Source organism: Cupriavidus sp. KK10 (assembly GCF_018223725.1).
GTDB lineage: Bacteria > Pseudomonadota > Gammaproteobacteria > Burkholderiales > Burkholderiaceae > Cupriavidus > Cupriavidus necator.
Genome location: NZ_CP073677.1, coordinates 5176300 through 5198657, shown reverse-complemented (window position 1 = coordinate 5198657; position 22358 = coordinate 5176300). Strand labels below are relative to the sequence as shown.

Sequence of the window (22358 nt, the reverse complement as noted above, 5' to 3'; positions counted from 1 at the left end):
CTCACCGACTGCAACAGACAACGAGAGAAACCCATGACAGAGATCGCACTCGACATGCGCCACCACAAGCGCAGCTTTGCCGGCTACCAGCCGAAGCACTTCCTGTGGTCGGTGTCCGGCGACGGCAAGGTCGGCACCGTGACGCTGAACCGGCCGGAGCGCAAGAACCCGCTGACTTTCGATTCCTATGCCGAGCTGCGCGACCTGTTCCGCGGCCTGTGCTATGCCAGCGACATCAAGGCGGTGGTGGTGACGGGCGCCGGCGGCAACTACTGCTCGGGCGGCGACGTGCACGAGATCATCGGGCCTCTCACGCGCATGACCATGCCTGAGCTGCTCGACTTCACGCGCATGACCGGCGACCTGGTCAAGGCCATGCGCGCCTGCCCGCAGCCGGTAGTCAGCGCGGTCGACGGCATCTGCGCCGGCGCCGGCGCGATGATGGCGCTGGCTTCCGACATGCGCCTGGGCACGGCGCAGGCCAAGACCGCGTTCCTGTTCACGCGCGTCGGCCTGGCCGGCGCCGACATGGGCGCGTGCACGCTGCTGCCGCGCGTGATCGGGCAGGGGCGTGCCAGCGAACTGCTCTACACCGGCCGCTCGATGAGCGCGGAAGAGGGCCTGCAGTGGGGCTTCTTCAATGCGCTGCATCCGTCCGAAGCGGTGCTGGCCCAGGCCCATGCGCTGGCCGCGCAACTGGCCGCTGGCCCGACCTTTGCCCACGGCGTGACCAAGAAGCTGCTGCACCAGGAATGGAACATGGGGCTCGACGAGGCCATCGAGGCCGAGGCCGAAGCCCAGGCCATCTGCATGCAGACGCGCGACTTCCGCCGCGCCTACGAGGCCTTCGTCGCCAAGACCAAGCCGGTGTTCGAAGGGGACTGAAGCGCCATGTCCGACAAGACCTATCTCGACCTGCCGCTGTTCGACGACGCGCACCGCACACTGGAGCGCGAACTGGACGCCTGGTGCGCGCAACACCTCCATGTCGACCACAGCGATACCGACGCCGCCTGCCGCGCGCTGGTGCGCCAGCTGGGCGAGGCCGGCTGGCTGCGCTATTGCGTGCCGGCCGCGCACGGCGGCGCGCTGCCGGCGCTGGATTCACGCTCGCTGTGCCTGCTGCGCGAAACCCTGGCGCGCCATGACGGCCTGGCCGATTTTGCCTTTGCCATGCAGGGGCTGGGCTCGGGCGCGATCTCGCTGGCCGGCAGCGCTGCGCTGCGCGCGCATTACCTGCCGCGCGTGGCCCGCGGCGAGGCGATTGCCGCGTTTGCACTGTCCGAGCCGGAGGCCGGTTCCGATGTGGCCGCCATGCAGTGCAGCGCACGGCTGTCGGACGACGGCAGCCACTATGTGATCGACGGCGCCAAGACCTGGATTTCCAACGGCGGCATTGCCGACTTCTACTGCGTGTTCGTGCGCACCGGCGAGGCGCCGGGCGCGCGCGGCATCTCCGCCTTCGTGGTGGATGCGGATACGCCAGGCCTGACCATCGCCGAGCGCATCGACGTGATGGCGCCGCACCCGCTCGCCACGCTGCGTTTCGACAACTGCCGCGTGCCCGTGGGCAACCGGCTGGGCGAAGCGGGGCAGGGCTTCAAGGTGGCGATGATGACGCTCGACATCTTCCGTGCCTCGGTTGCGGCGGCGGCGCTGGGCTTTGGCCGCGCCGCGCTGGACGATGCACTGGCGCGCGCCTGCGCGCGTCCGATGTTCGGCGGCGTGCTGGCCGACCTGCAGCTGACCCAGGCCGCCATCGGCGACATGGCCACCGCGATCGATGCCGCGGCGCTGCTGACCTACCGCGCGGCCTGGCTGCGCGATGTCAAGGGCCAGCGCACCACGCGCGAGGCGGCCATGGCCAAGATGGTGGCGACCGAGAACGCGCAGCAGGTGATCGACCGTGCGGTGCAGATGTTCGGCGGCCTGGGCGTCAAGGTCGGCACGCGGGTGGAAAGCCTGTACCGCGAGATCCGCTCGCTGCGTATCTATGAAGGCGCCACCGAAGTGCAGAAGCTGATCATTGCACGCGAGACGCTGGCCGGGCGCAAAGCCTGACGCGCCCGCGAGCTACCCACGAACTGCCGTACCGATACAGAGCAGACAGGAGACAAGCCATGGCGACCACAGCCCACCTCGATACCTTCGCGCGCGACCGCCTGCCGCCGCCCGAAATGTGGCCGGTGTTCCGCTTCAATGCCGATACCGACTACCCGGAGCGGATGAATGCCGCGGTGGAGCTGCTAGACCGCCACGTGCGCGAAGGCCGCGGCGAGCGCATCGCCATCCGCCATCGCCGCGACGGACAGATAGAGACGGTCACGTATGCGCAGCTGGCGGCGCTGGTGAACCGCATCGCCCATGTGCTGGTCGAGGACATGCAACTGGTGCCCGGCAGCCGCGTGCTGCTGCGCGGACCCAACAACCTGATGATGGCCGCCAGCTGGCTGGCCACGCTCAAGGCTGGCCTGGTCGCGGTGCCGACCATGCCGCTGCTGCGCGCCAAGGAGCTGAAGCAGATCATCGACAAGGCCCAGGTCGGCGCCGCGCTGTGCGATGCGCGGCTGCGCGAGGAGCTCGAAGCCAACCAGCAGGAGGGCGGCGAATTCCACTGCCCGAGCCTGGCGCGCACGCTGTACTTCAACGGTGAAGGCGAGGGTTCGCTGGAGGCGGCGCTGGCGGGCAAGCCGGATGCCTTCGCGGCCTGCGACACCGCCAGCGACGATGTCTGCCTGATCGCCTTTACCAGCGGCACCACCGGCCAGCCCAAGGGCACCATGCACTTCCATCGCGACGTGCTGGCCATGTGCGACCTGTTCCCGCGCCACGTGCTGTGCCCGCAGCCCGACGACGTGTTCTGCGGCACGCCGCCGATCGCGTTCACCTTCGGGCTGGGCGGCATGCTGTGTTTCCCGCTGCGCATCGGCGCCAGCGCCGTGCTGGCCGAGAAGCTGACGCCAGAGACGCTGCTCGGGTTGATCCAGGATTTCCGCGCCACCATCGTCTTTACCGCGCCCACCTTCTACCGGCAGATGGCAACGCTGGCGCCGCGCTATGACCTGTCCAGCCTGAAGAAGAGCGTGTCGGCCGGCGAAGCCCTGCCGGACGCCACGCGCCAGAGCTGGAAGGCGGCCACCGGCATCGAGATGACCGACGGCATCGGCGGCACGGAGATGATGCATATCTTTATCTCCAGCGCCGGCGCCGAGGTCAGGCCGGGCGCGATCGGGCGGGTGGTGCCGGGCTATGTCGCGCAGATCGTCGACGAGAACATGCAGCCCCTGCCGCCGGGACAGGTCGGCAAGCTGGCGGTGCAGGGGCCGACCGGCTGCCGCTACCTGGACGATCCGCGCCAGTCCAACTATGTGAAGGCGGGCTGGAACCTGCCGGGCGATACCTTCTTCGTCGACGAGGACGGCTACTACTTCTACCAGGCGCGTTCGGACGACATGATCATCTCGGCCGGCTACAACATCGCCGGGCCGGAGGTGGAAAGCGCACTCATGCAGCACGAGGCAGTGGCCGAATGCGGTGTGGTCGGTGCGCCCGACGACGGGCGCGGCCAGGTGGTGATGGCCTATGTGGTGCTGCGCGAGGGCGTGGCGGCGGACGACGCTACCCGCACCGCGCTGCAGGACTACGTGAAGCGCCAGATCGCACCCTACAAGTATCCGCGCCGCATTGTGTTCGTGCCGGCGCTGCCGCGCACCGAGACCGGCAAGCTGCAGCGCTTCCGGCTGCGGCAGATGGCGGAGCAGGGCAATGGCGGTGGCAATGGCGGCACTAACCAGGCGGGGAAGCCATGAGCCCCGTGTTCCGCAGCACCGTCCTGGTGCGCTTCAAGCACTGCGACGCCGCGGGCATCGTGTTCTACCCGCGCTATTTCGAGATGCTCAACGATCTGATCGAAGACTGGTTTAGCGAGGCGTTGGGCTGGCCCTTCGATGCCATGCATGGCGAGGGCCACGCGGGCGTGCCGACCGCCGAGCTGGAGTGCCGCTTCCTGGCGCCGAGCCGGCTGGGCGAGGTGCTGACACGGGAGCTGCGCGTGCTGAAGCTGGGTCAGTCCAGCTTTACCCTCGCGATCCGCTTCGCCGGCCCGCATGACGATACCCGCATGGAAGTGACGCAGCGGCTGGTCTGCGTCGATACCGGCTCGATTGCTCCGCAGCCGTTGCCCGATGCCGTGCGCGAGGCCATGTCGTCCTACCTGGTCGCGACGGCTTGAATCCCGGAATTCCATCCACTCATACAGATATCAACAGGAAAACGCATCATGAACATCCTGCAGCCGCCCGACTGGGCGCCCCCGCGTGGCTACGCCAACGGCACCATGACCGAAATGCAGGTCGGCAGCCGCCTCCTCTTTGTCAGCGGCCAGATCGGCTGGACCGGCAAATGTGAATTCGAGACCGACGACTTCGGCCTGCAGGTGGCGCAGGCGCTGCGCAACGTGGTTGCCGTGCTGGCGGCCGGCGACGCGCTGCCCGAGCATATCGTGCGCATGACCTGGTATGTGAAGGACAAGGCGGAATATGTCGGCGCCTACGGGGCGATCGGCCAGCACTACCGGGCCATCATCGGCCGCCACTTCCCGGCGATGACGGCGGTCGAGGTCGCGGACCTGGTGGAGCCGCGCGCCAAGGTGGAAATCGAGGTCACGGCGGTCGTGCCGCCGCAGGCGTAACGTAGCAGGCACAGGCCGGGACGGCGGCCGGCGGCGTGGTGGCGTGGTGGCGCCGCCCGCTGCCGCGTGCAAGTCCTTGAAAACTTGAGAAAATGGGTGGCGCGGGATATAATTCGAAAGTTTCGCTTTCAGAACCCTTCACCCTAGCGCCTACCGCTTTCCACCTTCCGCCGCCCCCATCCGCGCCGCCTTTGCTGTCCGCATTCAATGTGACGCAAGAAGCAGGTCGCGACCGGATCCGACCGCATCGGCGCAATGCCGCTGCCGCCGTCACGGATCCAGCCTGGGAGGCACGAGGCGTCGATTGGTCGGTCACGGGGTGAGTCCAGCAGGAGCCTACCCGTGTTACCGTCTTTTCCGTCCGCCATTCTCGCGCTAGCAGACGGCACGGTCTTTCGTGGCTATTCCATTGGCGCTTCCGGCCATACCATCGGTGAAGTGGTGTTCAACACCGCCATCACCGGTTACCAGGAAATCCTCACCGACCCGAGTTACTCGCGGCAGATCGTCACGCTGACGTATCCGCATATCGGTAACTACGGGGTCAATCCTGAGGATGTCGAAGCCACGAAAGTCCATGCCGCCGGCCTGATCATCAAGGATCTGCCGATCCTGGCCTCGAACTTCCGCAAGGAGCACACCCTTGCCCACTACCTGAAGCAGGAAAAGGTGGTGGCCATCGCCGGCATCGATACGCGCAAGCTGACGCGTATCCTGCGCGAAAAGGGTGCCCAGAACGGCTGCATCCTGGCCGGCGAAGACAATGTCCAGAAGGCCATCGACCTGGCCCGCTCGTTCCCCGGCCTGGCCGGCATGGACCTGGCCAAGGTGGTTTCGGTCAAGGAGCCGTACGAGTGGACCCAGACCGAGTGGAAGCTGGGCGAAGGCTACGGCAAGCAGGACAAGCCGCAGTTCCACGTGGTCGCCTATGACTACGGCGTCAAGTACAACATCCTGCGCATGCTGGCCGAGCGCGGCTGCAAGGTGACGGTGCTGCCCGCGCAGGCGAGTGCCGCCGACGCGCTGGCGCTGAATCCGGACGGCGTGTTCCTGTCCAACGGCCCCGGCGACCCCGAGCCGTGCGACTACGCCATCGCCGCCACGCGCGAGTTCATCGAGCGCGGCATCCCGACCTTCGGCATCTGCCTGGGCCACCAGATCATGGCCCTGGCGGTCGGCGCCAAGACCCTGAAGATGAAGTTCGGCCACCATGGCGCCAACCACCCGGTCAAGGACCTGGACGACGGCCGCGTGGTGATCACGTCGCAGAACCACGGTTTCGCGGTGGACGCGGACACGCTGCCGTCGAACGTGCGCGTGACGCACAAGTCGCTGTTCGACGGTTCGCTGCAGGGTTTCACGCTGACCGACAAGCCGGCCTTCTGCTTCCAGGGTCACCCGGAAGCCTCGCCCGGCCCGAACGACGTGGCTTACCTGTTCGACCGCTTCATCAAGCTGATGACGGACGCGCGCAAGTAAGCGGGCAAGAAGAACAGCGCAGACCTCAGGGACATCCCATGAACGCCTTCATACATACCGCCTTCGGCATCACCGATTTCTGGACCTATGTGCTGGGCACGATTTTTATCGTGCTGCTGCCCGGGCCGAACTCGATGTATGTGCTGTCGGTGGCGGCGCAGCGCGGCGTGCGTGCCGGCTACAAGGGCGCATGCGGGGTGTTCCTGGGTGACTTCGTGCTGATGGTGCTGTCGGCAGCGGGCGTGGCCTCGCTGCTCAAGGCCAGCCCGGCGTTGTTCTACGTGGTGAAGTACATCGGCGCGGCCTACCTGGCGTGGATCGGCTTCAACATGCTGCGCGGCGCGGTGCGCAACTGGGCCGCGCGCGGCGATGCGGCCGCGGCCGCGACCGTGCCGGCGGGCACGGCCGACCAGTCCGATCCGTTCCGCAAGGCGCTCCTGATCAGCCTGCTGAACCCGAAGGCGATCCTGTTCTTCATCTCGTTCTTCATCCAGTTCGTCGATCCGGCTTTCGCTTACCCGGTGCTGTCGTTCGGCGTGCTGGGGCTGGTCTGCCAGATCTGCAGCTTCGCCTACCTGACCACGATCATCTTCGTGGGCGCGAAGCTGGCCGACGCATTCCGGCGCCGCCGGCGCCTGTCGGCCGGCATGTCGAGCGGGGTGGGGGCGATGTTCATCGGTTTCGGCGCCAAGCTGGCGACGGCCACCATGAACTAGGCGCGGCGGCGGACAAGCTGACCTTTTCGAATCCGGACGGATTCCCTGATTACCGGCGCGGCCCGCATGCAAGCGGGCCGGCCAACAAAGAGAGCGTGCAATGCCAAAACGCACAGACATCAAGAGCATCCTGATCATCGGCGCGGGCCCCATCATCATCGGCCAGGCGTGCGAGTTCGACTACTCCGGCGCCCAGGCCTGCAAGGCGCTGCGCGAGGAAGGCTTCAAGGTCATCCTGGTCAATTCGAACCCGGCGACCATCATGACCGATCCCAACACGGCCGATGTGACCTACATCGAGCCGATCACCTGGGAAGTGGTCGAGCGCATCATCGAGAAGGAGCGCCCGGACGCGATCCTGCCGACCATGGGCGGCCAGACCGCGCTGAACTGCGCGCTGGACCTGTATCGCCACGGCGTGCTGGAGAAGTACAAGGTCGAACTGATCGGCGCTTCGCCGGAAGCCATCGACAAGGCCGAGGACCGCCAGAAGTTCAAGGACGCCATGACCAAGATCGGTCTGGGTTCGGCCAAGTCGGGCATCGCCCACTCGATGGACGAAGCCATGGCCGTGCAGTCGCGCATTGCCCAGGAAACCGGCAGCGGCGGCTACCCGATCGTGATCCGCCCGTCGTTCACGCTGGGCGGCAGCGGCGGCGGCATTGCCTACAACCGCGAAGAGTTCGAAGAGATCTGCAAGCGCGGCTTGGATCTGTCGCCGACGCGCGAGCTGCTGATCGAAGAGTCGCTGCTGGGCTGGAAAGAGTATGAGATGGAAGTGGTCCGCGACAAGAAGGACAACTGCATCATCATCTGCTCGATCGAGAACCTGGACCCGATGGGCATCCACACCGGCGACTCGATCACCGTGGCCCCGGCCCAGACCCTGACCGACAAGGAATACCAGATCCTGCGCAACGCGTCGCTGGCCGTGCTGCGCGAAATCGGCGTCGACACCGGCGGTTCCAACGTGCAGTTCTCGATCAACCCGAAGGACGGTCGCATGATCGTCATCGAGATGAACCCGCGCGTGTCGCGTTCGTCGGCGCTGGCGTCCAAGGCCACCGGCTTCCCGATCGCCAAGGTCGCGGCCAAGCTGGCCGTGGGCTACACGCTGGACGAGCTGAAGAACGAGATCACCGGCGGCGCGACCCCGGCTTCGTTCGAGCCGTCGATCGACTACGTGGTCACCAAGGTGCCGCGCTTCGCGTTTGAGAAATTCCCGCAGGCTGACAGCCACCTGACCACTCAGATGAAGTCGGTGGGTGAGGTGATGGCCATGGGCCGCACCTTCCAGGAATCGTTCCAGAAGGCACTGCGCGGCCTGGAAGTGGGCGTGGACGGCCTGGATGAAAAGTCGTCGGACCGTGATGAGGTTGTCGAGGAAATCGGCGAAGCCGGCCCCGACCGCATCTGGTACGTGGGCGACGCGTTCCGCCTGGGCATGTCGCTGGAAGAGGTCTATGCCGAGACCGACATCGACCCCTGGTTCCTGGCCCAGATCGAAGACATCATCAAGACCGAAGGCCTGGTCAAGGCGCGCACGCTGGACAGCCTGTCGACCGCCGAGCTGCGCTTCCTGAAGCAGAAGGGCTTCTCCGATCGCCGCCTGGCCAAGCTGCTGAAGACCGATGCCAAGGCCGTGCGCGAGGCGCGCATCGCCCAGAACGTGCGCCCGGTCTACAAGCGCGTGGACACCTGCGCGGCCGAGTTCGCCACCAACACCGCCTACATGTACTCGACCTACGAGGCCGAGCATGGCGAGTGCGAAGCGCAGCCGACCGACAAGAAGAAGATCATGGTGCTGGGCGGCGGCCCAAACCGGATCGGCCAGGGCATCGAGTTCGACTACTGCTGCGTGCACGCCGCTCTGGCGCTGCGCGAAGACGGGTACGAGACCATCATGGTCAACTGCAACCCGGAAACCGTGTCGACCGACTATGACACCTCGGACCGCCTGTACTTCGAGCCGCTGACGCTGGAAGACGTGCTGGAAATCGTCGACAAGGAAAAGCCCGTCGGCGTGATCGTGCAGTACGGCGGCCAGACCCCGTTGAAGCTGGCGTTGGACCTGGAAGCCAACGGCGTGCCCATCATCGGCACCAGCCCCGACATGATCGACGCGGCCGAAGACCGCGAGCGCTTCCAGAAGCTGCTGCAGGAGCTGGGCCTGCGCCAGCCGCCCAACCGCACCGCGCGTGCCGAGGACGAAGCGCTGCGCCTGGCCGAAGAGATCGGCTACCCGCTGGTGGTGCGCCCGTCGTACGTGCTGGGCGGCCGCGCCATGGAAATCGTGCATGAGCCGCGCGACCTCGAGCGCTACATGCGCGAGGCCGTCAAGGTCTCGAACGATTCCCCGGTGCTGCTGGACCGCTTCCTGAACGACGCCATCGAGTGCGACGTCGATGCGATCTCCGACGGCAAGCGCGTCTTCATCGGCGGCGTGATGGAGCACATCGAGCAGGCTGGCGTGCACTCGGGCGACTCCGCCTGCTCGCTGCCGCCGTACTCGCTGTCGGCCGAGACCGTGGCCGAACTGAAGCGCCAGACCGCCGCCATGGCCCGCGCCCTGAACGTGGTCGGCCTGATGAACGTGCAGTTCGCGATCCAGCAGAACGACGGCGTCGATACCGTCTACGTGCTGGAAGTGAACCCGCGCGCCTCGCGTACCGTGCCGTACGTATCCAAGGCCACCGGCTTGCAGCTGGCCAAGATCGCCGCGCGCTGCATGGCCGGCCAGTCGCTGGACGAGCAGGGCATCGGCGAGGAAGTCATCCCGCCGTACTACAGCGTCAAGGAAGCGGTGTTCCCGTTCAACAAGTTCCCGGGCGTCGATCCGGTCCTCGGACCTGAAATGCGTTCGACCGGCGAAGTGATGGGCGTGGGCAAGGCCTTCGGCGAGGCGCTGTTCAAGAGCCAGCTGGCCGCGGGTTCGCGCCTGCCGGAGAAGGGCACCGTGCTGATCACCGTGAAGGACAGCGACAAGCCGCGCGCAGTCGGCGTGGCCCGCATGCTGCACGACATGGGCTACCCGATCGTCGCCACCCGCGGCACCGCGTCGGCCATCGAGGCCGCCGGTATCCCGGTCAAGACGGTCAACAAGGTCAAGGACGGCCGTCCGCATATCGTGGACATGATCAAGAACGGCGAACTGGCGCTGGTGTTCACCACCGTGGACGAGACCCGCACCGCGATTGCCGATTCGCGCTCGATCCGTACCTCGGCGCTGGCCCACCGCATTCCTTACTACACCACCATCGCCGGCGCCCGCGCCGCGGTGGAGGGCCTGAAGCACATGCAGAGCCTGGAGGTCTACGACCTGCAGAGCCTGCACGCCTCGCTGGCCTGAAGCCCCGTACGTAAGGCAAGCGGCACATCGCCACTGGCCGGGCGCATTGCGCCCGGTCAAGGCCAGGAAGCCCGCCGGAGTTGCTGCCGGCGGGCTTCCTGGCCTAAACTACGTCAAATTCGTCGATCGATGCGGCGTGCCCGCATTCGGTCCTGTCTGAAAGCCGCGGTTGAGCGGAAGTGCCCTGGCAGCATTGGCCAGGGATGGCTCCAGCTCCGCTGCGGCTCATTTTTTTGTTGAACGAAGACATGAGCACCATTCCGATTACCAAGCGTGGCGCAGAGCTCCTGAAGGAGGAACTGCAGCGCCTGAAGGCTGTCGAGCGTCCGGCGGTGATCAATGCAATCTCGGAAGCCCGCGCACAGGGCGACCTGTCTGAAAACGCCGAATACGACGCCGCCAAGGAGAAGCAGGCCTTTATCGAAGGCCGCATCCTGGAAGTGGAGGCCAAGCTGTCGGCCGCGCAGGTCATCGACCCGACCCAGCTGGACACCGACGGCCGCATCGTCTTTGGCGCGACCGTTGACCTGGAGGACCTGGAGTCCGGCAGTCCCGTCAGCTACCAGATCGTGGGCGATGACGAGGCCGACATTGACGTCGGCAAGATCTCGGTCAGCTCGCCCATCGCGCGTGCGCTGATCGGCAAGTTCGAAGGCGACGTCGCAACCGTGCTGGCCCCTGGCGGCGAGCGCGAGTACGAAGTCATTACCGTACGCTATATCTGACGCCGGCCCGGCCGGCAGGCTTGCACCTGGCCCGGCCCCCGGAAAGACCGGCACGTGTTCTCCAATTCCTATAACAATCTGCCGCCGCTGCCGCACCGCATATTCCTGCTGCTGACGGTGGTGTGGGCGGGCAGCCTCTGGACCGTCGGCTACATGGTGGCGCCGACGCTGTTTTCGGTGCTGCCCAGCCGCGAGACGGCGGGCATGATCGCCGGGCACCTGTTCCATACTGAAGCCATCGTCGGGGTCACCATCGGTGTGTTGCAGCTGGTGCTGTGCAACGTGATGATCCGGCGCGGCGCCCACCGCTATCGCGGCCTGCGCTGGCTGGTGCTGGGCATGCTGTGCTGCGTGCTGGCGGGCTACTTCGGCACCCAGCCGTTCATGGCCGGCCTGAAGGAAAAGGCGCTGGCGCTGGGTGTCGGCGTTTCGGAATCGCCTTACAAGGCGCAGTTCGGCATGCTGCACGGCGTGTCGAGCGCCTTCTACCTGCTGCAAAGCCTGCTGGCGCTGGTGCTGGTGTGGCGCGCTTCGGCGCCGCGTTCGGCCGGGGAGTGAGACCGGCCGCCGGCACGGCCACAGGCGTGGCGTGCCGGCATCGGGGGCGCCTGGCGGCGACCCCGTCATGCTTCAGCTGGCAGTGTTTAGCCCAGCGCCTTCTTCTTCTGGCTGGTCGGGCGTGCGCGCGAACGCTTCACATTGCCGCCGGCGGTGACGCGCTCGTTGCCAAGCACCGTGACTTCCTTGCGGGTCGGACGGCGGTTCGGCGCAGCGCTGGGCTTCTTGACCGTCACCGTGCGCGGGGCCGCACCACCACGGCGGGCGGGGGTGTGGCGGCCCAGGTCTTCGGCCTGGTTTTCCTTCAGGCGCGCTTCGCCCGGACGCCAGACCACCAGCAGCTTGCCGATATGCTGGATCGGCACGGCGCTGAGCTGGTCGCAGATTTCCTCGTAGATGGCGATGCGCGCATCGCGATCGTCGCCGAACACGCGGATCTTGATCAGGTCGTGGGCGGCCAGGCTGCGGTCGATCTCGGCCAGTACGGCACGGGTCAGGCCTTCGGCGCCGACCATCACGACCGGGTTCAGGGCATGGGCACGGGAGCGCAGGTCAGAGCGCTGGGCAGGGACTAGTTGTAGAGCGGGCATAGGTTGGCGCTGATTATTAGGCGCTTGAAATAGTGATAGAGCGCTGGGCGCTGGAAATCGGGCGCTGCAGCCCGCGCCGGTCGTGACACGGCGGGTCGGGCAAGGACAGGCTGCCGACGGCCGCCCCGGGGGGCGGCAAGCCGGCCGCTGATAAGGCGAGCTGGCGGTCGGGATGCGGATTGGCGCGTATTATCCGTCAATCCGGCACTGTCGGGCAGCAAAATCATCAAAACAGTAGGAAAACCTTCGCGGATGGCATTGACCGGCGGGCGGGGGCAGGGAACAGGCTGGTAACTGGCATGGCAAAAAACAAGTTCAATCATTCGTGGCTGCACGACCACATCAACGATCCGTACGTGAAAATGGCGCAGCGCGAGGGCTATCGCGCCCGCGCGGCCTACAAGCTCAAGGAGATCGACGAGCAGGACAAGCTGATCCGCCCGGGACAGGTGATCGTCGACCTGGGCGCGGCGCCCGGCAGCTGGAGCCAGTACGCCCGCAACAAGCTGGCGGACTCGCCCAGGGCCAAGGACGGCAGGATCGATGGCGCCGTGGTCGCGATCGACCTGCTGCCGATGGAACCTGTCGCCGACGTCACTTTCATCCAGGGTGACTTCCGCGAGGAATCGGTCTTCCGCGAACTGGAAAGCGTGGTGCTGGACGCCTCCGGCGGTAACAAGATTGACCTTGTTTTGTCCGACATGGCCCCCAATTTGTCCGGTGTAGCCTTCGCTGATGCAGCACGGATCGAGTACCTGTGCGACCTGGCGCTGGAATTTGCGCAGGCCCACCTTAAGCCGGAGGGGGCATTGCTGGTAAAGTGCTTCCACGGGAGCGGCTACAGCCAGATCGTGGAGAAGTTCAAGCGGCATTTCAAAGTGGTTGCGAAACGCAAGCCCAAGGCGTCTCGCGACAAGTCTTCCGAAACCTTTATCCTTGGGCGCTACCTCAAGGCAGTGGATTGACCGGTCTCGATACAAGCCAGGGCGAAAAAAGAAGCGTGGAAAGTGCCCCACCCGGTGCTATCGGCATCATAGTTTCTCTGTTTCCCCCCGAGGGCGGGCGCTGCATTACAATGCAGCTATCCGTTGGCAAGGCAATTGCAAAGGAGTTCGGCCTTGAATAACAACCTGTTTCAAAAGGCGGCAATCTGGCTAGTGATCGCGCTGGTGCTGTTTACCGTCTTCAAGCAGTTCGACAAGCCCCGTGCGCAGGACAGCGTCACCTATTCGCAGTTCATGGATGACGCCAAGAACGGCAAGGTGTCGCGTGTCGACGTGCAGGGCCGCAACCTGGTGGTCTCGCCTAAGGAGGGCGCCAAGTACACCATCATCTCGCCGGGCAACATCTGGATGGTCGGCGACCTGATGAAGTACGGCGTCCAGGTGACCGGCAAGGCGGACGACGAACCCAACGTGCTGGTCCAGGCCCTGTATTACCTCGGGCCGACCCTGCTGATCATCGTGTTCTGGTTCTACATGATGCGTCAGATGCAGGGTGGCGGCAAAGGCGGCGCTTTCTCATTCGGCAAGTCGCGTGCGCGCCTGATCGATGAAAACCAGAACGCCGTCACGTTCCAGGACGTGGCCGGCTGCGATGAGTCAAAGGAAGAAGTGGTCGAACTGGTCGACTTCCTGAAGGACCCGCAAAAGTTCCAGAAGCTGGGCGGGCGCATCCCGCGCGGCGTGCTGCTGGTTGGCCCTCCGGGTACCGGCAAGACGCTGCTGGCACGTGCCATCGCCGGCGAGGCCAAGGTGCCGTTCTTCAGCATCTCGGGTTCCGACTTCGTTGAAATGTTCGTCGGCGTGGGCGCGGCCCGTGTGCGCGACATGTTCGAGAACGCCAAGAAGCAGGCCCCCTGCATCGTGTTCATCGATGAAATCGACGCGGTCGGCCGCCATCGTGGCGCCGGCATGGGCGGCGGCAACGACGAGCGCGAGCAGACCCTGAACCAGATGCTGGTCGAGATGGATGGCTTCGAGGCCAACTCGGGCGTGATCGTGATCGCCGCGACCAACCGTGCCGACGTGCTGGACAAGGCGCTGCTGCGTCCGGGCCGTTTCGACCGCCAGGTCTATGTGGGCCTGCCGGACATCCGCGGCCGCGAGCAGATCCTGAAGGTCCATATGCGCAAGGTGCCGATCGGCAACGACGTCGACGCCTCGGTGATCGCGCGTGGTACCCCGGGCTTCTCGGGCGCCGACCTGGCCAACCTGGTCAACGAGGCCGCGCTGTTTGCCGCCCGCCGCAGCAAGCGCGTGGTCGACATGCAGGACTTCGAGGACGCCAAGGACAAGATCTACATGGGTCCGGAGCGCAAGTCGACGGTCATGCGCGAGGAAGAGCGCCGTGCCACGGCTTACCACGAGTCGGGCCATGCGGTGGTGGCCAAGCTGCTGCCCAAGGCCGACCCGGTGCACAAGGTCACGATCATGCCGCGTGGCTGGGCGCTGGGCGTGACCTGGCAGCTGCCGGAGCATGACAAGTATTCGAAGTACAAGGACAGCATGCTGGAAGAGGTTGCTATCCTCTTCGGCGGCCGTGCGGCGGAAGAGGTCTTCCTCAACGCCATGAGCACCGGTGCGTCCAACGACTTCGAGCGCGCCACCAAGATCGCCCGCGACATGGTGACCCGCTTCGGCATGAGCGATTCGCTCGGCGCCATGGTCTACGTGGATACCGAGCAGGATGGCATGTTCGGCAAGCTGTCGTCCAAGACCGTGTCGGAAGCCACGCAGCAGAAGGTCGACGCCGAGATCCGCCGCATCATCGACGAGCAATACGCGCTGGCCAAGCGCCTGCTCGAAGAGAACCGCGACAAGGTCGAAGCCATGACCAACGCGCTGATGGAGTGGGAAACCATCGATGCCGACCAGGTCAATGACATCATGGCCGGCAAGCCGCCGCGTCCGCCGCGCAGTGCGTCGGGCCAGAATGGTGGCGGCAGCACGCCTTCGGGCGGCTCGCCGGTGGCGCCGACCAACGCGCCTGCCACGGCCTGATCCCGCGACTTCGTCTGGCTGACGACGTAGTGGTGGTGGCTGTGTAGTGGCTGTATCCGAAGCCGGTGCCTGGTGCACCGGCTTTTCCTTTTGCGCGACGGGTTCGCGCACAGACTTTCCTCAAGTATTCCGACCTTGCAGCAGACTCCTCAGACCCGGTACTTCCAGTGCGGACGTTTCCGCTATGCGTTGGACCAGCGCCCGCTGGTCATGGGCATTCTCAATGTCACGCCAGATTCGTTCTCCGACGGCGGCCAGCACGCCAGCCGCGATGCGGCGCTGCGCCACGCGGAGCAGATGATCCAGGAGGGGGTGGACATCATCGATATCGGTGGCGAGTCGAGCCGCCCGGGCTCGGCCGCGCTGCCGCTTGAGGACGAACTGGCACGCGTGATCCCCGTGGTGGAAGCGCTGCGCAACTGCGGCAAGCCGCTGTCGATCGATACCTACAAGCCCGAGGTCATGCGCGCCGCACTTGCGGCCGGAGCCGATCTCATCAACGATATCTGGGGTTTCCGCATGCCGGGCGCGGTCGAGGCCGTGGCGGCGGGGCAGGCGGGCCTGTGCGTGATGCATATGCAGCGCGATCCGCAGACCATGCAGGAAGACCCGCACTACGACGACGTGGTCGCCGAGGTGGCCGGGTTCCTTGCCGAGCGCATTGCCGTGCTGCGCGCTGCCGGCATCGACGACGCGCGCATATCCCTCGATCCGGGGTTTGGCTTCGGAAAGACACCCGATCATAATCTGCGCCTGCTCGGCCAATTGCCGCGGCTGGCGCTGGAGGGCCTGCCGGTGCTGGCGGGCATTTCGCGCAAGTCCACGCTGGGCGCCGTCCTCGGTGGCCGGCCGCCGCAGCAGCGTGTTGCGGCCAGCATTGCCGCCGCGGTGTGTGCGCTGGAGCGCGGAGCATTTATCGTGCGCGTGCATGATGTGGAGCAGACGGTGGATGCCGTGAAGACCTGGTGGGCGGTGCGCAACGAGTCCGTTGGCGCGGCCTGAACCGGCCGCGGCCACTGCGGACAGAACAACGATCAGAGTACAGAAAGGGAATCAGCGAATGACACGCAAGTATTTCGGGACAGATGGCGTGCGGGGCAGGGTCGGCGAGGCGCCGATCACGCCGGACTTCGTGATGCGGCTGGGCCATGCTGCCGGCAAGGTGCTGGCCCACGGCGCCAAGACCGGGCAAGGCAAGCCGACCGTGCTGATCGGCAAGGACACGCGCATTTCCGGCTATATGCTGGAAGCGGCGCTGGAGGCCGGCTTTACCTCGGCTGGCGTGCACGTGCTGCTGACCGGCCCGCTGCCGACGCCGGGCATCGCCTACCTGACGCGGGCGCTGCGGCTGTCCGCCGGCGTGGTGATCTCGGCCAGCCACAATCCCTATTACGACAACGGCATCAAGTTCTTTTCGGCCGACGGCGACAAGTTGCCCGACGAGGTCGAGGCGGAGATCGAGGCTGCCATCGAAGAGCCGATGGTGTGCGCGCCATCCGATGACCTGGGCCGCGCGCGCCGCATCAACGATGCCCCCGGGCGCTATATCGAGTTCTGCAAGAGCACCTTCCCGCACGAGCAGGACCTGTACGGCCTGAAGCTGGTGGTCGACTGCGCCCATGGCGCGGCCTACCACATCGCGCCGCACGTGTTCCATGAACTGGGCGCCGACGTGATTTCGATCGGCAACCAGCCGGACGGCCGCAATATCAACGACGGCTACGGCGCCACCGCGCCGGGCAAGCTGATTGAGGCTGTCAAGGCCCATGGCGCCGACCTGGGCCTGGCCTTTGACGGCGACGCCGACCGCTTGCAGGTGGTGGATGCCGACGGCCGTCTCTACAACGGCGACGAACTACTGTATCTGATCGTGCGCGACCGCCAGGCCGCCGGCCAGGCGGTGCCCGGTGCCGTGGGCACGCTGATGACCAATATGGCGGTCGAGCTGGCGCTCAAGCGCCAGGGCGTGGAATTCGTGCGCGCCAAGGTGGGCGACCGCTATGTGCTCGAAGAGTTAAACAAGCGCAGCTGGACGCTGGGCGGCGAGGGTTCCGGCCACCTGTTGTGCCTGGACCGCCACAGCACCGGCGACGGCATCGTGTCGGCGCTGCAGGTGCTGGCCGCGCTGCGCCGCAGCGGCAAGACCCTGGCGCAGTTGCTGGAGGGCGTACGGCTGTTCCCGCAGACGCTGATCAATGTGCGCGTGCAGAAGGGCTTCGACTGGCAGTCGCATGCCGGCCTACAGGCCGCGCGCGCGGCGGTCGAGCCTGAGCTGGAAGGACGCGGCCGGGTGCTGATCCGTGCCTCCGGCACCGAACCGGTGGTGCGCGTGATGGTCGAGGCCGAGCAGGCCGAAATGGCCGAGCGCGCGGCCAGGCGGCTGGCGGATGCCTTGGGCGCCTGATACGCCGCACCTTGACCAGGAACGCCGGGCTAGTCCCGGCGTTTTTTTGCCAGATATCGCAATTAACCGCCGTAATATTGGGCCGGCATGACAGCCGGATGGCAGCGGCGATCCCTTGCTGGAGGCCGGTTCCAAGAAGATTTGAAGATGTCACGGAATTGTCATACAGGGAGCATAGAGTTCGTCTTGTCAAAAATTTGTCATTCCCAACCAATGTTCTCTGGAGGACATATGAAGCTGGTCAAGACTGCCGTGGCAGGCATCGTTTCGATGGTGGTGGCGGGTACTGCGTTCGCGGCGGAAATTACCGGTGCAGGCGCTTCTTTCCCGGCGCCCGTGTATTCCAAGTGGGCCGACGCATACCAAAAAGCAACGGGTAACAAGGTCAACTATCAATCCATCGGCTCGTCGGGCGGGATCAAGCAGATCGGGGCCAAGACGGTCGATTTCGGTGCCTCGGACGCGCCGCTGAAGGACGAGGACCTGAACAAGCAGGGCCTGGTCCAGTTCCCGACCGTGATCGGCGGCGTGGTGCCGGTGATCAACCTGCAGGGCGTGAAGCCGGGCGAACTGACCATCACGGGCGAAGTGCTGGCCAATATCTACCTGGGCAAGATCAAGAAGTGGGATGACCCCGCGATCAAGGCGCTGAACCCGCAAGCCAAGCTGCCGAGCCAGGACATCCTGCCGGTGCGCCGCGCCGACGGTTCGGGCACGACCTTCATCTTCACCAACTACCTGTCCAAGGTCAGCCCGGAATGGAAGAGCGCGGTGGGCGAAGGCACCACGGTCAACTGGCCGGGCGGCGGCACCGGCGGCAAGGGCAACGAGGGCGTGGCCGCCTTCGTGCAGCGCCTGAATGGCGCGATCGGCTATGTCGAGTACGCCTACGCCAAGCAGAACAAGATGACCCACCTGAACATGAAGAACGCGTCGGGTGCCGTGGTCAAGCCGGGTGACGACGCCTTCAAGGCCGCCGCCGCCGGTGCGGACTGGAGCAAGAGCTACTACCAGATCCTGACCAACCAGTCGGGCAAGGAAGCCTGGCCGATCGCCGGCGCCACCTTCATCCTGGTCCACAAGAACCAGGAAAAGGCCGCGCAGGGCGCCGAAGTGCTGAAGTTCTTCGACTGGGCCTACAAGAGCGGCGCCAACATGGCTGCCGACCTCGACTACGTGCCGCTGCCGGAAAACGTTGTGAACCAGATCCGTTCGACCTGGAAGACCAGCGTCAAGGACGCCTCGGGCAAGGCGCTGTACTGATCCTGACGGCATCGCTGGCCCCGCGTGAGTGCGGGGCCGGTGGCCGGGCTGCCCGCAACTGGCCCGGACACCGGGCTCCCGCCCAGGCGGGAGCGGCGATCCACCCTGAATTCCCGACATGGCGACTACCCCCTCCGAGATCCGCAACGTCCAGCCCCCGAGCCGCATGGGCGACATCCTGTTCGGCGGCCTGACGCGAGGCGCCGCGATCGTGACGCTGCTGCTGCTGGGCGGCATCATCGTCTCGCTCGCGATCAGCGCCTGGCCGTCGATCCAGACTTTCGGCGCGCGCTTCCTGTGGACCGCGGAGTGGGATCCTCCCGCCGATGTCTATGGTGCGCTGGTGCCCATCTACGGCACCATCGTGACCTCGCTGATCGCGCTGATCATCGCGGTGCCGGTCAGCTTCGGCATCGCGCTGTTCCTGACCGAACTGTCGCCCGCCTGGCTGCGCCGCCCGCTGGGCACCGCCATCGAACTGCTCGCCGCAGTGCCGTCGATCGTCTACGGCATGTGGGGCCTGCTCGTGTTCGCACCGATCTTCGGCGAGTATTTCCAGAAGCCCCTGGCCGCCACGGTCGGCCAGCTGCCGGTGGTCGGCAAGCTGTTCCAGGGAGCGCCGCTGGGCATCGGCCTGCTGTGTGCGGGCGTGATTCTGGCGATCATGATCATCCCGTACATCGCCTCGGTGATGCGCGACGTGTTTGAAGTCACCCCGGTACTGCTCAAGGAATCCGCCTACGGCGTGGGCTGCACCACCTGGGAGGTGATGTGGAACGTGGTGCTGCCCTACACCCGCGCCGGCGTCATCGGCGGCGTGATGCTGGGCCTGGGCCGTGCACTGGGCGAGACCATGGCCGTCACCTTCGTGATCGGCAATACCAACCTGCTGGACAGCGCCTCGCTGTTCTCGCCGGGCAACAGCATCACCTCGGCATTGGCCAACGAGTTCGCCGAAGCCGGCGCCGGCCTGCACACCGCCGCGCTGATGGAACTGGGCCTCATCCTGTTCTTCATTACCTTCGTGGTGCTGGCGCTGTCCAAGCTGCTGCTGCTGCGACTGGCAAAGAATGAGGGAACCAAATGAGCGTGAGTCAAGCCGTGTCTACCGTATCGATCCCGGCGGTCCGCCCCGACGCGGATGCCATCCGCACCCGGCTGCAGGCGCGCCGCCGCCGCACCAACCTGTACGCACTGACCGCCTCGCTGGCGGCGATGGGCTTCGGCCTGTTCTGGCTGGCGTGGATCCTGTGGACCACCGTCACGCTGGGCGTGGGCGGCCTGTCGCTGGACCTGTTCACGCAGATGACGCCAGCGCCCAATACAGCCGGCGGCGGCCTGGCCAACGCCATCTTCGGCAGCTTCGTGATGGTCGGCATGGCCACGCTGTTCGGTACGCCGCTGGGCATCCTGGCCGGCATCTACCTGGCCGAGTACGGCAAGAGCTCGCCGCTGGCCAGCCTTATCCGCTTTATCAACGACATCCTGCTGTCGGCGCCGTCGATCGTGATCGGCCTCTTTGTCTACGCGCTGGTGGTGACCCGCATGGGCCACTTCTCGGGCTGGGCCGGGATCTGTGCGCTGGCGCTGCTGCAGGTGCCGATCGTGGTGCGCACCACCGAGAACATGCTGAACCTGGTGCCCAACGCGCTGCGCGAGGCTGCCTTCGCACTCGGCACGCCCAAGTGGAAGATGGTGCTGTCGATCACCGTGAAGTCATCCTACGCCGGGATTGTGACCGGGGTGTTGCTGGCCGTCGCGCGTATCGCCGGCGAGACCGCGCCGCTGCTGTTCACCGCGCTGTCCAACCAGTTCTGGACCAGCGACCTGAACAAGCCGATGGCCAACCTGCCGGTGACGATCTTCCGCTTTGCCATGAGTCCGTTCACCGAATGGCAGCAGCTGGCCTGGGCGGGTGTGTTCCTGATTACGCTCGGCGTGCTGGCATTGAATATCCTGGCGCGCATCCTGTTCAAGAAATAAGCGGCGCGGCCGGTAATCCGTCCCGCCCCAAAGACTGCAAGCGAGAAACGCAATGACCTCCACCGTCATCGACATTCCCGATTCGGTACGCGCCAAGATCGACGTGCGCAACCTGAACTTCTACTACAGCCAGTTCCATGCGCTGAAAGACATCAACATGTCGATCCCGGACCGCAAGGTCACGGCCTTCATCGGGCCATCGGGCTGCGGCAAGTCGACGCTGCTGCGCACCTTCAACAAGATGTATGCGCTGTACCCCGAACAGCGCGCCGAGGGTGAGATCAACATGGACGGCGAAAACCTGCTGACCGCCCGCCAGGACATCGCGCTGCTGCGCGCCAAGGTCGGCATGGTGTTCCAGAAGCCGACGCCGTTCCCGATGTCGATCTACGACAACATCGCCTTCGGCGTGCGCCTGTTCGAGAAGCTGTCGCGCTCGGAGATGGACGACCGCGTGGAATGGGCGCTGACCAAGGCGGCGCTGTGGAACGAAGCCAAGGACAAGCTGCACCAGTCGGGCTACGGCCTGTCCGGCGGCCAGCAGCAGCGCCTGTGCATCGCGCGCGGCATTGCCATCCGCCCCGAAGTGCTGCTGCTGGACGAGCCGTGCTCGGCGCTGGACCCGATCTCCACTGGCCGCATCGAAGAGCTGATCGCGGAACTGAAGGACGAGTACACGGTCGTGATCGTCACCCATAACATGCAGCAGGCGGCGCGCTGCTCCGACTACACCGCCTACATGTACCTGGGCGAGCTGATCGAGTTCGGCGAGACCGAGAAGATCTTCATCAAGCCGCACCGCAAGGAAACGGAAGACTACATTACCGGCCGGTTCGGCTGATCGTCACCGCAGGGCGTAGCATATCCATAAGCGGCCAGGAGAATCCCATGCCAGACAAGCACCTGTCGACCCAGTTCGACGCTGACCTCAACGCGATCAACACCAAGCTGCTGCAGATGGGCGGCCTGGTCGAGTCGCAGATCGAACTCGCCATGCGCGCGCTGACCGACTTCGACGGCGAGACCGCGGACCAGGTCATCGCCCGGGAGATCCAGCTCAACGCGCTGGAAGTCGAGATCGATGCCGACTGCGGCAACATCATCGCCAGGCGCCAGCCGACCGCGCGCGACCTGCGCCTGGTGATGGCCATCTCCAAGACCATCACCAACCTGGAGCGCGCCGGCGACGAAGCCGAGAAGATCGCCAAGCGTACCAAGCACATCATGGAAGACGCGTCGGCGCACAGCATCAACTACGCCGAGGTCAAGCTCTCGGGCGAGATGGCGATTTCGCTGCTGCGCCAGGCGCTGGACGCCTTTGCGCGCCTGGACACCGTGGCGGCGGCGCGCATCGTCAAGGACGACAAGGCCATCGACGAGGAATTCCGCGGCTTCGTGCGCAAGCTGATCACGTACATGATGGAAGACCCGCGTACGATCTCGGTCGCGCTGGATTTCCTGTTTATCGCCAAGGCGGTGGAGCGCATTGGCGATCACGCCAAGAACATCGCGGAATTTATCATTTACATTGTCAAGGGGACGGACGTCCGCCATGTCTCGCGCGAGGACATGGAGCGCGAAGCGCTGAGCTGAACTCAG

20 protein-coding genes are annotated in these 22358 nt (G+C 65.5%); 19 read left to right on the top strand and 1 reads right to left on the bottom strand.

All coding sequences use genetic code 11. The features are described 5' to 3' along the window. The first annotated feature begins 33 nt into the window (after positions 1–33). The 10 genes from KB879_RS24195 (at position 34) to KB879_RS24150 (ending at position 11517) form a co-directional block, all read left to right on the top strand. Positions 34–885 carry an enoyl-CoA hydratase family protein gene (locus tag KB879_RS24195; protein WP_013957298.1) on the top strand — a complete coding sequence of 284 codons (852 nt, stop codon included), beginning with the start codon at positions 34–36 and terminating at the stop codon, positions 883–885. Between the two features lie 6 nt (positions 886–891). Continuing rightward, positions 892–2061, top strand: a complete 1170-nt coding sequence (locus tag KB879_RS24190; RefSeq protein ID WP_013957297.1) for an acyl-CoA dehydrogenase family protein — start codon at positions 892–894, stop codon at positions 2059–2061. Between the two features lie 59 nt (positions 2062–2120). Further along, complete coding sequence (locus KB879_RS24185) at positions 2121–3809, top strand: AMP-binding protein (protein ID WP_211979911.1); 1689 nt, start codon at positions 2121–2123, stop codon at positions 3807–3809. Then, entirely contained in the window at positions 3806–4231 is a 426-nt protein-coding gene (locus tag KB879_RS24180) for a thioesterase family protein (RefSeq protein WP_013957295.1), read from the top strand. Before KB879_RS24185 ends, KB879_RS24180 begins: the two co-directional genes overlap by 4 nt. A 48-nt stretch (positions 4232–4279) precedes the next feature. Continuing rightward, positions 4280–4690, top strand: a complete 411-nt coding sequence (locus KB879_RS24175; RefSeq protein ID WP_013957294.1) for a RidA family protein — start codon at positions 4280–4282, stop codon at positions 4688–4690. 342 nt (positions 4691–5032) lie between these two features. Then, positions 5033–6169, top strand: a complete 1137-nt coding sequence (gene carA / locus KB879_RS24170; RefSeq protein WP_013957293.1) for a glutamine-hydrolyzing carbamoyl-phosphate synthase small subunit — start codon at positions 5033–5035, stop codon at positions 6167–6169. A gap of 38 nt (positions 6170–6207) precedes the next feature. Then, positions 6208–6885, top strand: a complete 678-nt coding sequence (gene leuE / locus KB879_RS24165) for a leucine efflux protein LeuE (RefSeq protein ID WP_013957292.1) — start codon at positions 6208–6210, stop codon at positions 6883–6885. Positions 6886–6985: 100 nt separating this feature from the next. Then, a complete protein-coding gene (gene carB / locus KB879_RS24160) occupies positions 6986–10234 on the top strand; it encodes a carbamoyl-phosphate synthase large subunit (protein ID WP_013957291.1) in 3249 nt (1082 codons plus the stop codon). A 248-nt stretch (positions 10235–10482) separates the two neighbouring features. Next, positions 10483–10959 carry a transcription elongation factor GreA gene (greA, locus tag KB879_RS24155; RefSeq protein ID WP_013957290.1) on the top strand — a complete coding sequence of 159 codons (477 nt, stop codon included), beginning with the start codon at positions 10483–10485 and terminating at the stop codon, positions 10957–10959. Positions 10960–11013: 54 nt separating this feature from the next. Further along, positions 11014–11517, top strand: coding sequence for a DUF4149 domain-containing protein (locus KB879_RS24150; protein WP_211979910.1), 504 nt, complete (start codon positions 11014–11016; stop codon positions 11515–11517). A gap of 86 nt (positions 11518–11603) precedes the next feature. On the opposite strand, the gene KB879_RS24145 is transcribed toward KB879_RS24150, so the two are convergent. Further along, complete coding sequence (locus KB879_RS24145) at positions 11604–12107, bottom strand: YhbY family RNA-binding protein (protein ID WP_211979909.1); 504 nt, start codon at positions 12105–12107, stop codon at positions 11604–11606. A 299-nt stretch (positions 12108–12406) separates the two neighbouring features. On the opposite strand from KB879_RS24145, the gene KB879_RS24140 reads away from it, so the two are divergent. The 9 genes from KB879_RS24140 to phoU all read left to right on the top strand — a co-directional run bounded on the left by KB879_RS24140 (position 12407) and on the right by phoU (position 22352). Further along, a complete protein-coding gene (locus tag KB879_RS24140; protein ID WP_010814316.1) occupies positions 12407–13072 on the top strand; it encodes an RlmE family RNA methyltransferase in 666 nt (221 codons plus the stop codon). A 153-nt stretch (positions 13073–13225) separates the two neighbouring features. Further along, positions 13226–15109 (top strand): ATP-dependent zinc metalloprotease FtsH, encoded by a 1884-nt coding sequence (gene ftsH, locus KB879_RS24135; protein WP_211979908.1) that lies wholly within the window; start codon positions 13226–13228, stop codon positions 15107–15109. Between the two features lie 135 nt (positions 15110–15244). Then, a complete protein-coding gene (gene folP, locus KB879_RS24130) occupies positions 15245–16111 on the top strand; it encodes a dihydropteroate synthase (protein WP_211979907.1) in 867 nt (288 codons plus the stop codon). Positions 16112–16169: 58 nt separating this feature from the next. Next, entirely contained in the window at positions 16170–17513 is a 1344-nt protein-coding gene (gene glmM, locus KB879_RS24125; protein ID WP_153954723.1) for a phosphoglucosamine mutase, read from the top strand. A gap of 231 nt (positions 17514–17744) precedes the next feature. Then, positions 17745–18776 (top strand): phosphate ABC transporter substrate-binding protein PstS, encoded by a 1032-nt coding sequence (pstS, locus tag KB879_RS24120; RefSeq protein WP_211979906.1) that lies wholly within the window; start codon positions 17745–17747, stop codon positions 18774–18776. Positions 18777–18894: 118 nt separating this feature from the next. Next, positions 18895–19863: a phosphate ABC transporter permease PstC gene (gene pstC / locus KB879_RS24115; RefSeq protein ID WP_011615657.1), complete on the top strand. Its 969-nt coding sequence runs from the start codon at positions 18895–18897 to the stop codon at positions 19861–19863. Then, positions 19860–20759 (top strand): phosphate ABC transporter permease PstA, encoded by a 900-nt coding sequence (gene pstA, locus KB879_RS24110; protein ID WP_013957283.1) that lies wholly within the window; start codon positions 19860–19862, stop codon positions 20757–20759. Before pstC ends, pstA begins: the two co-directional genes overlap by 4 nt. Before the next feature lie 52 nt (positions 20760–20811). Then, on the top strand, positions 20812–21600 hold the full coding sequence (gene pstB / locus KB879_RS24105) for a phosphate ABC transporter ATP-binding protein PstB (RefSeq protein WP_013957282.1): 789 nt from the start codon (positions 20812–20814) through the stop codon (positions 21598–21600). A 47-nt stretch (positions 21601–21647) separates the two neighbouring features. After that, positions 21648–22352 carry a phosphate signaling complex protein PhoU gene (gene phoU, locus KB879_RS24100; RefSeq protein WP_013957281.1) on the top strand — a complete coding sequence of 235 codons (705 nt, stop codon included), beginning with the start codon at positions 21648–21650 and terminating at the stop codon, positions 22350–22352. Positions 22353–22358 lie beyond the last annotated feature (6 nt).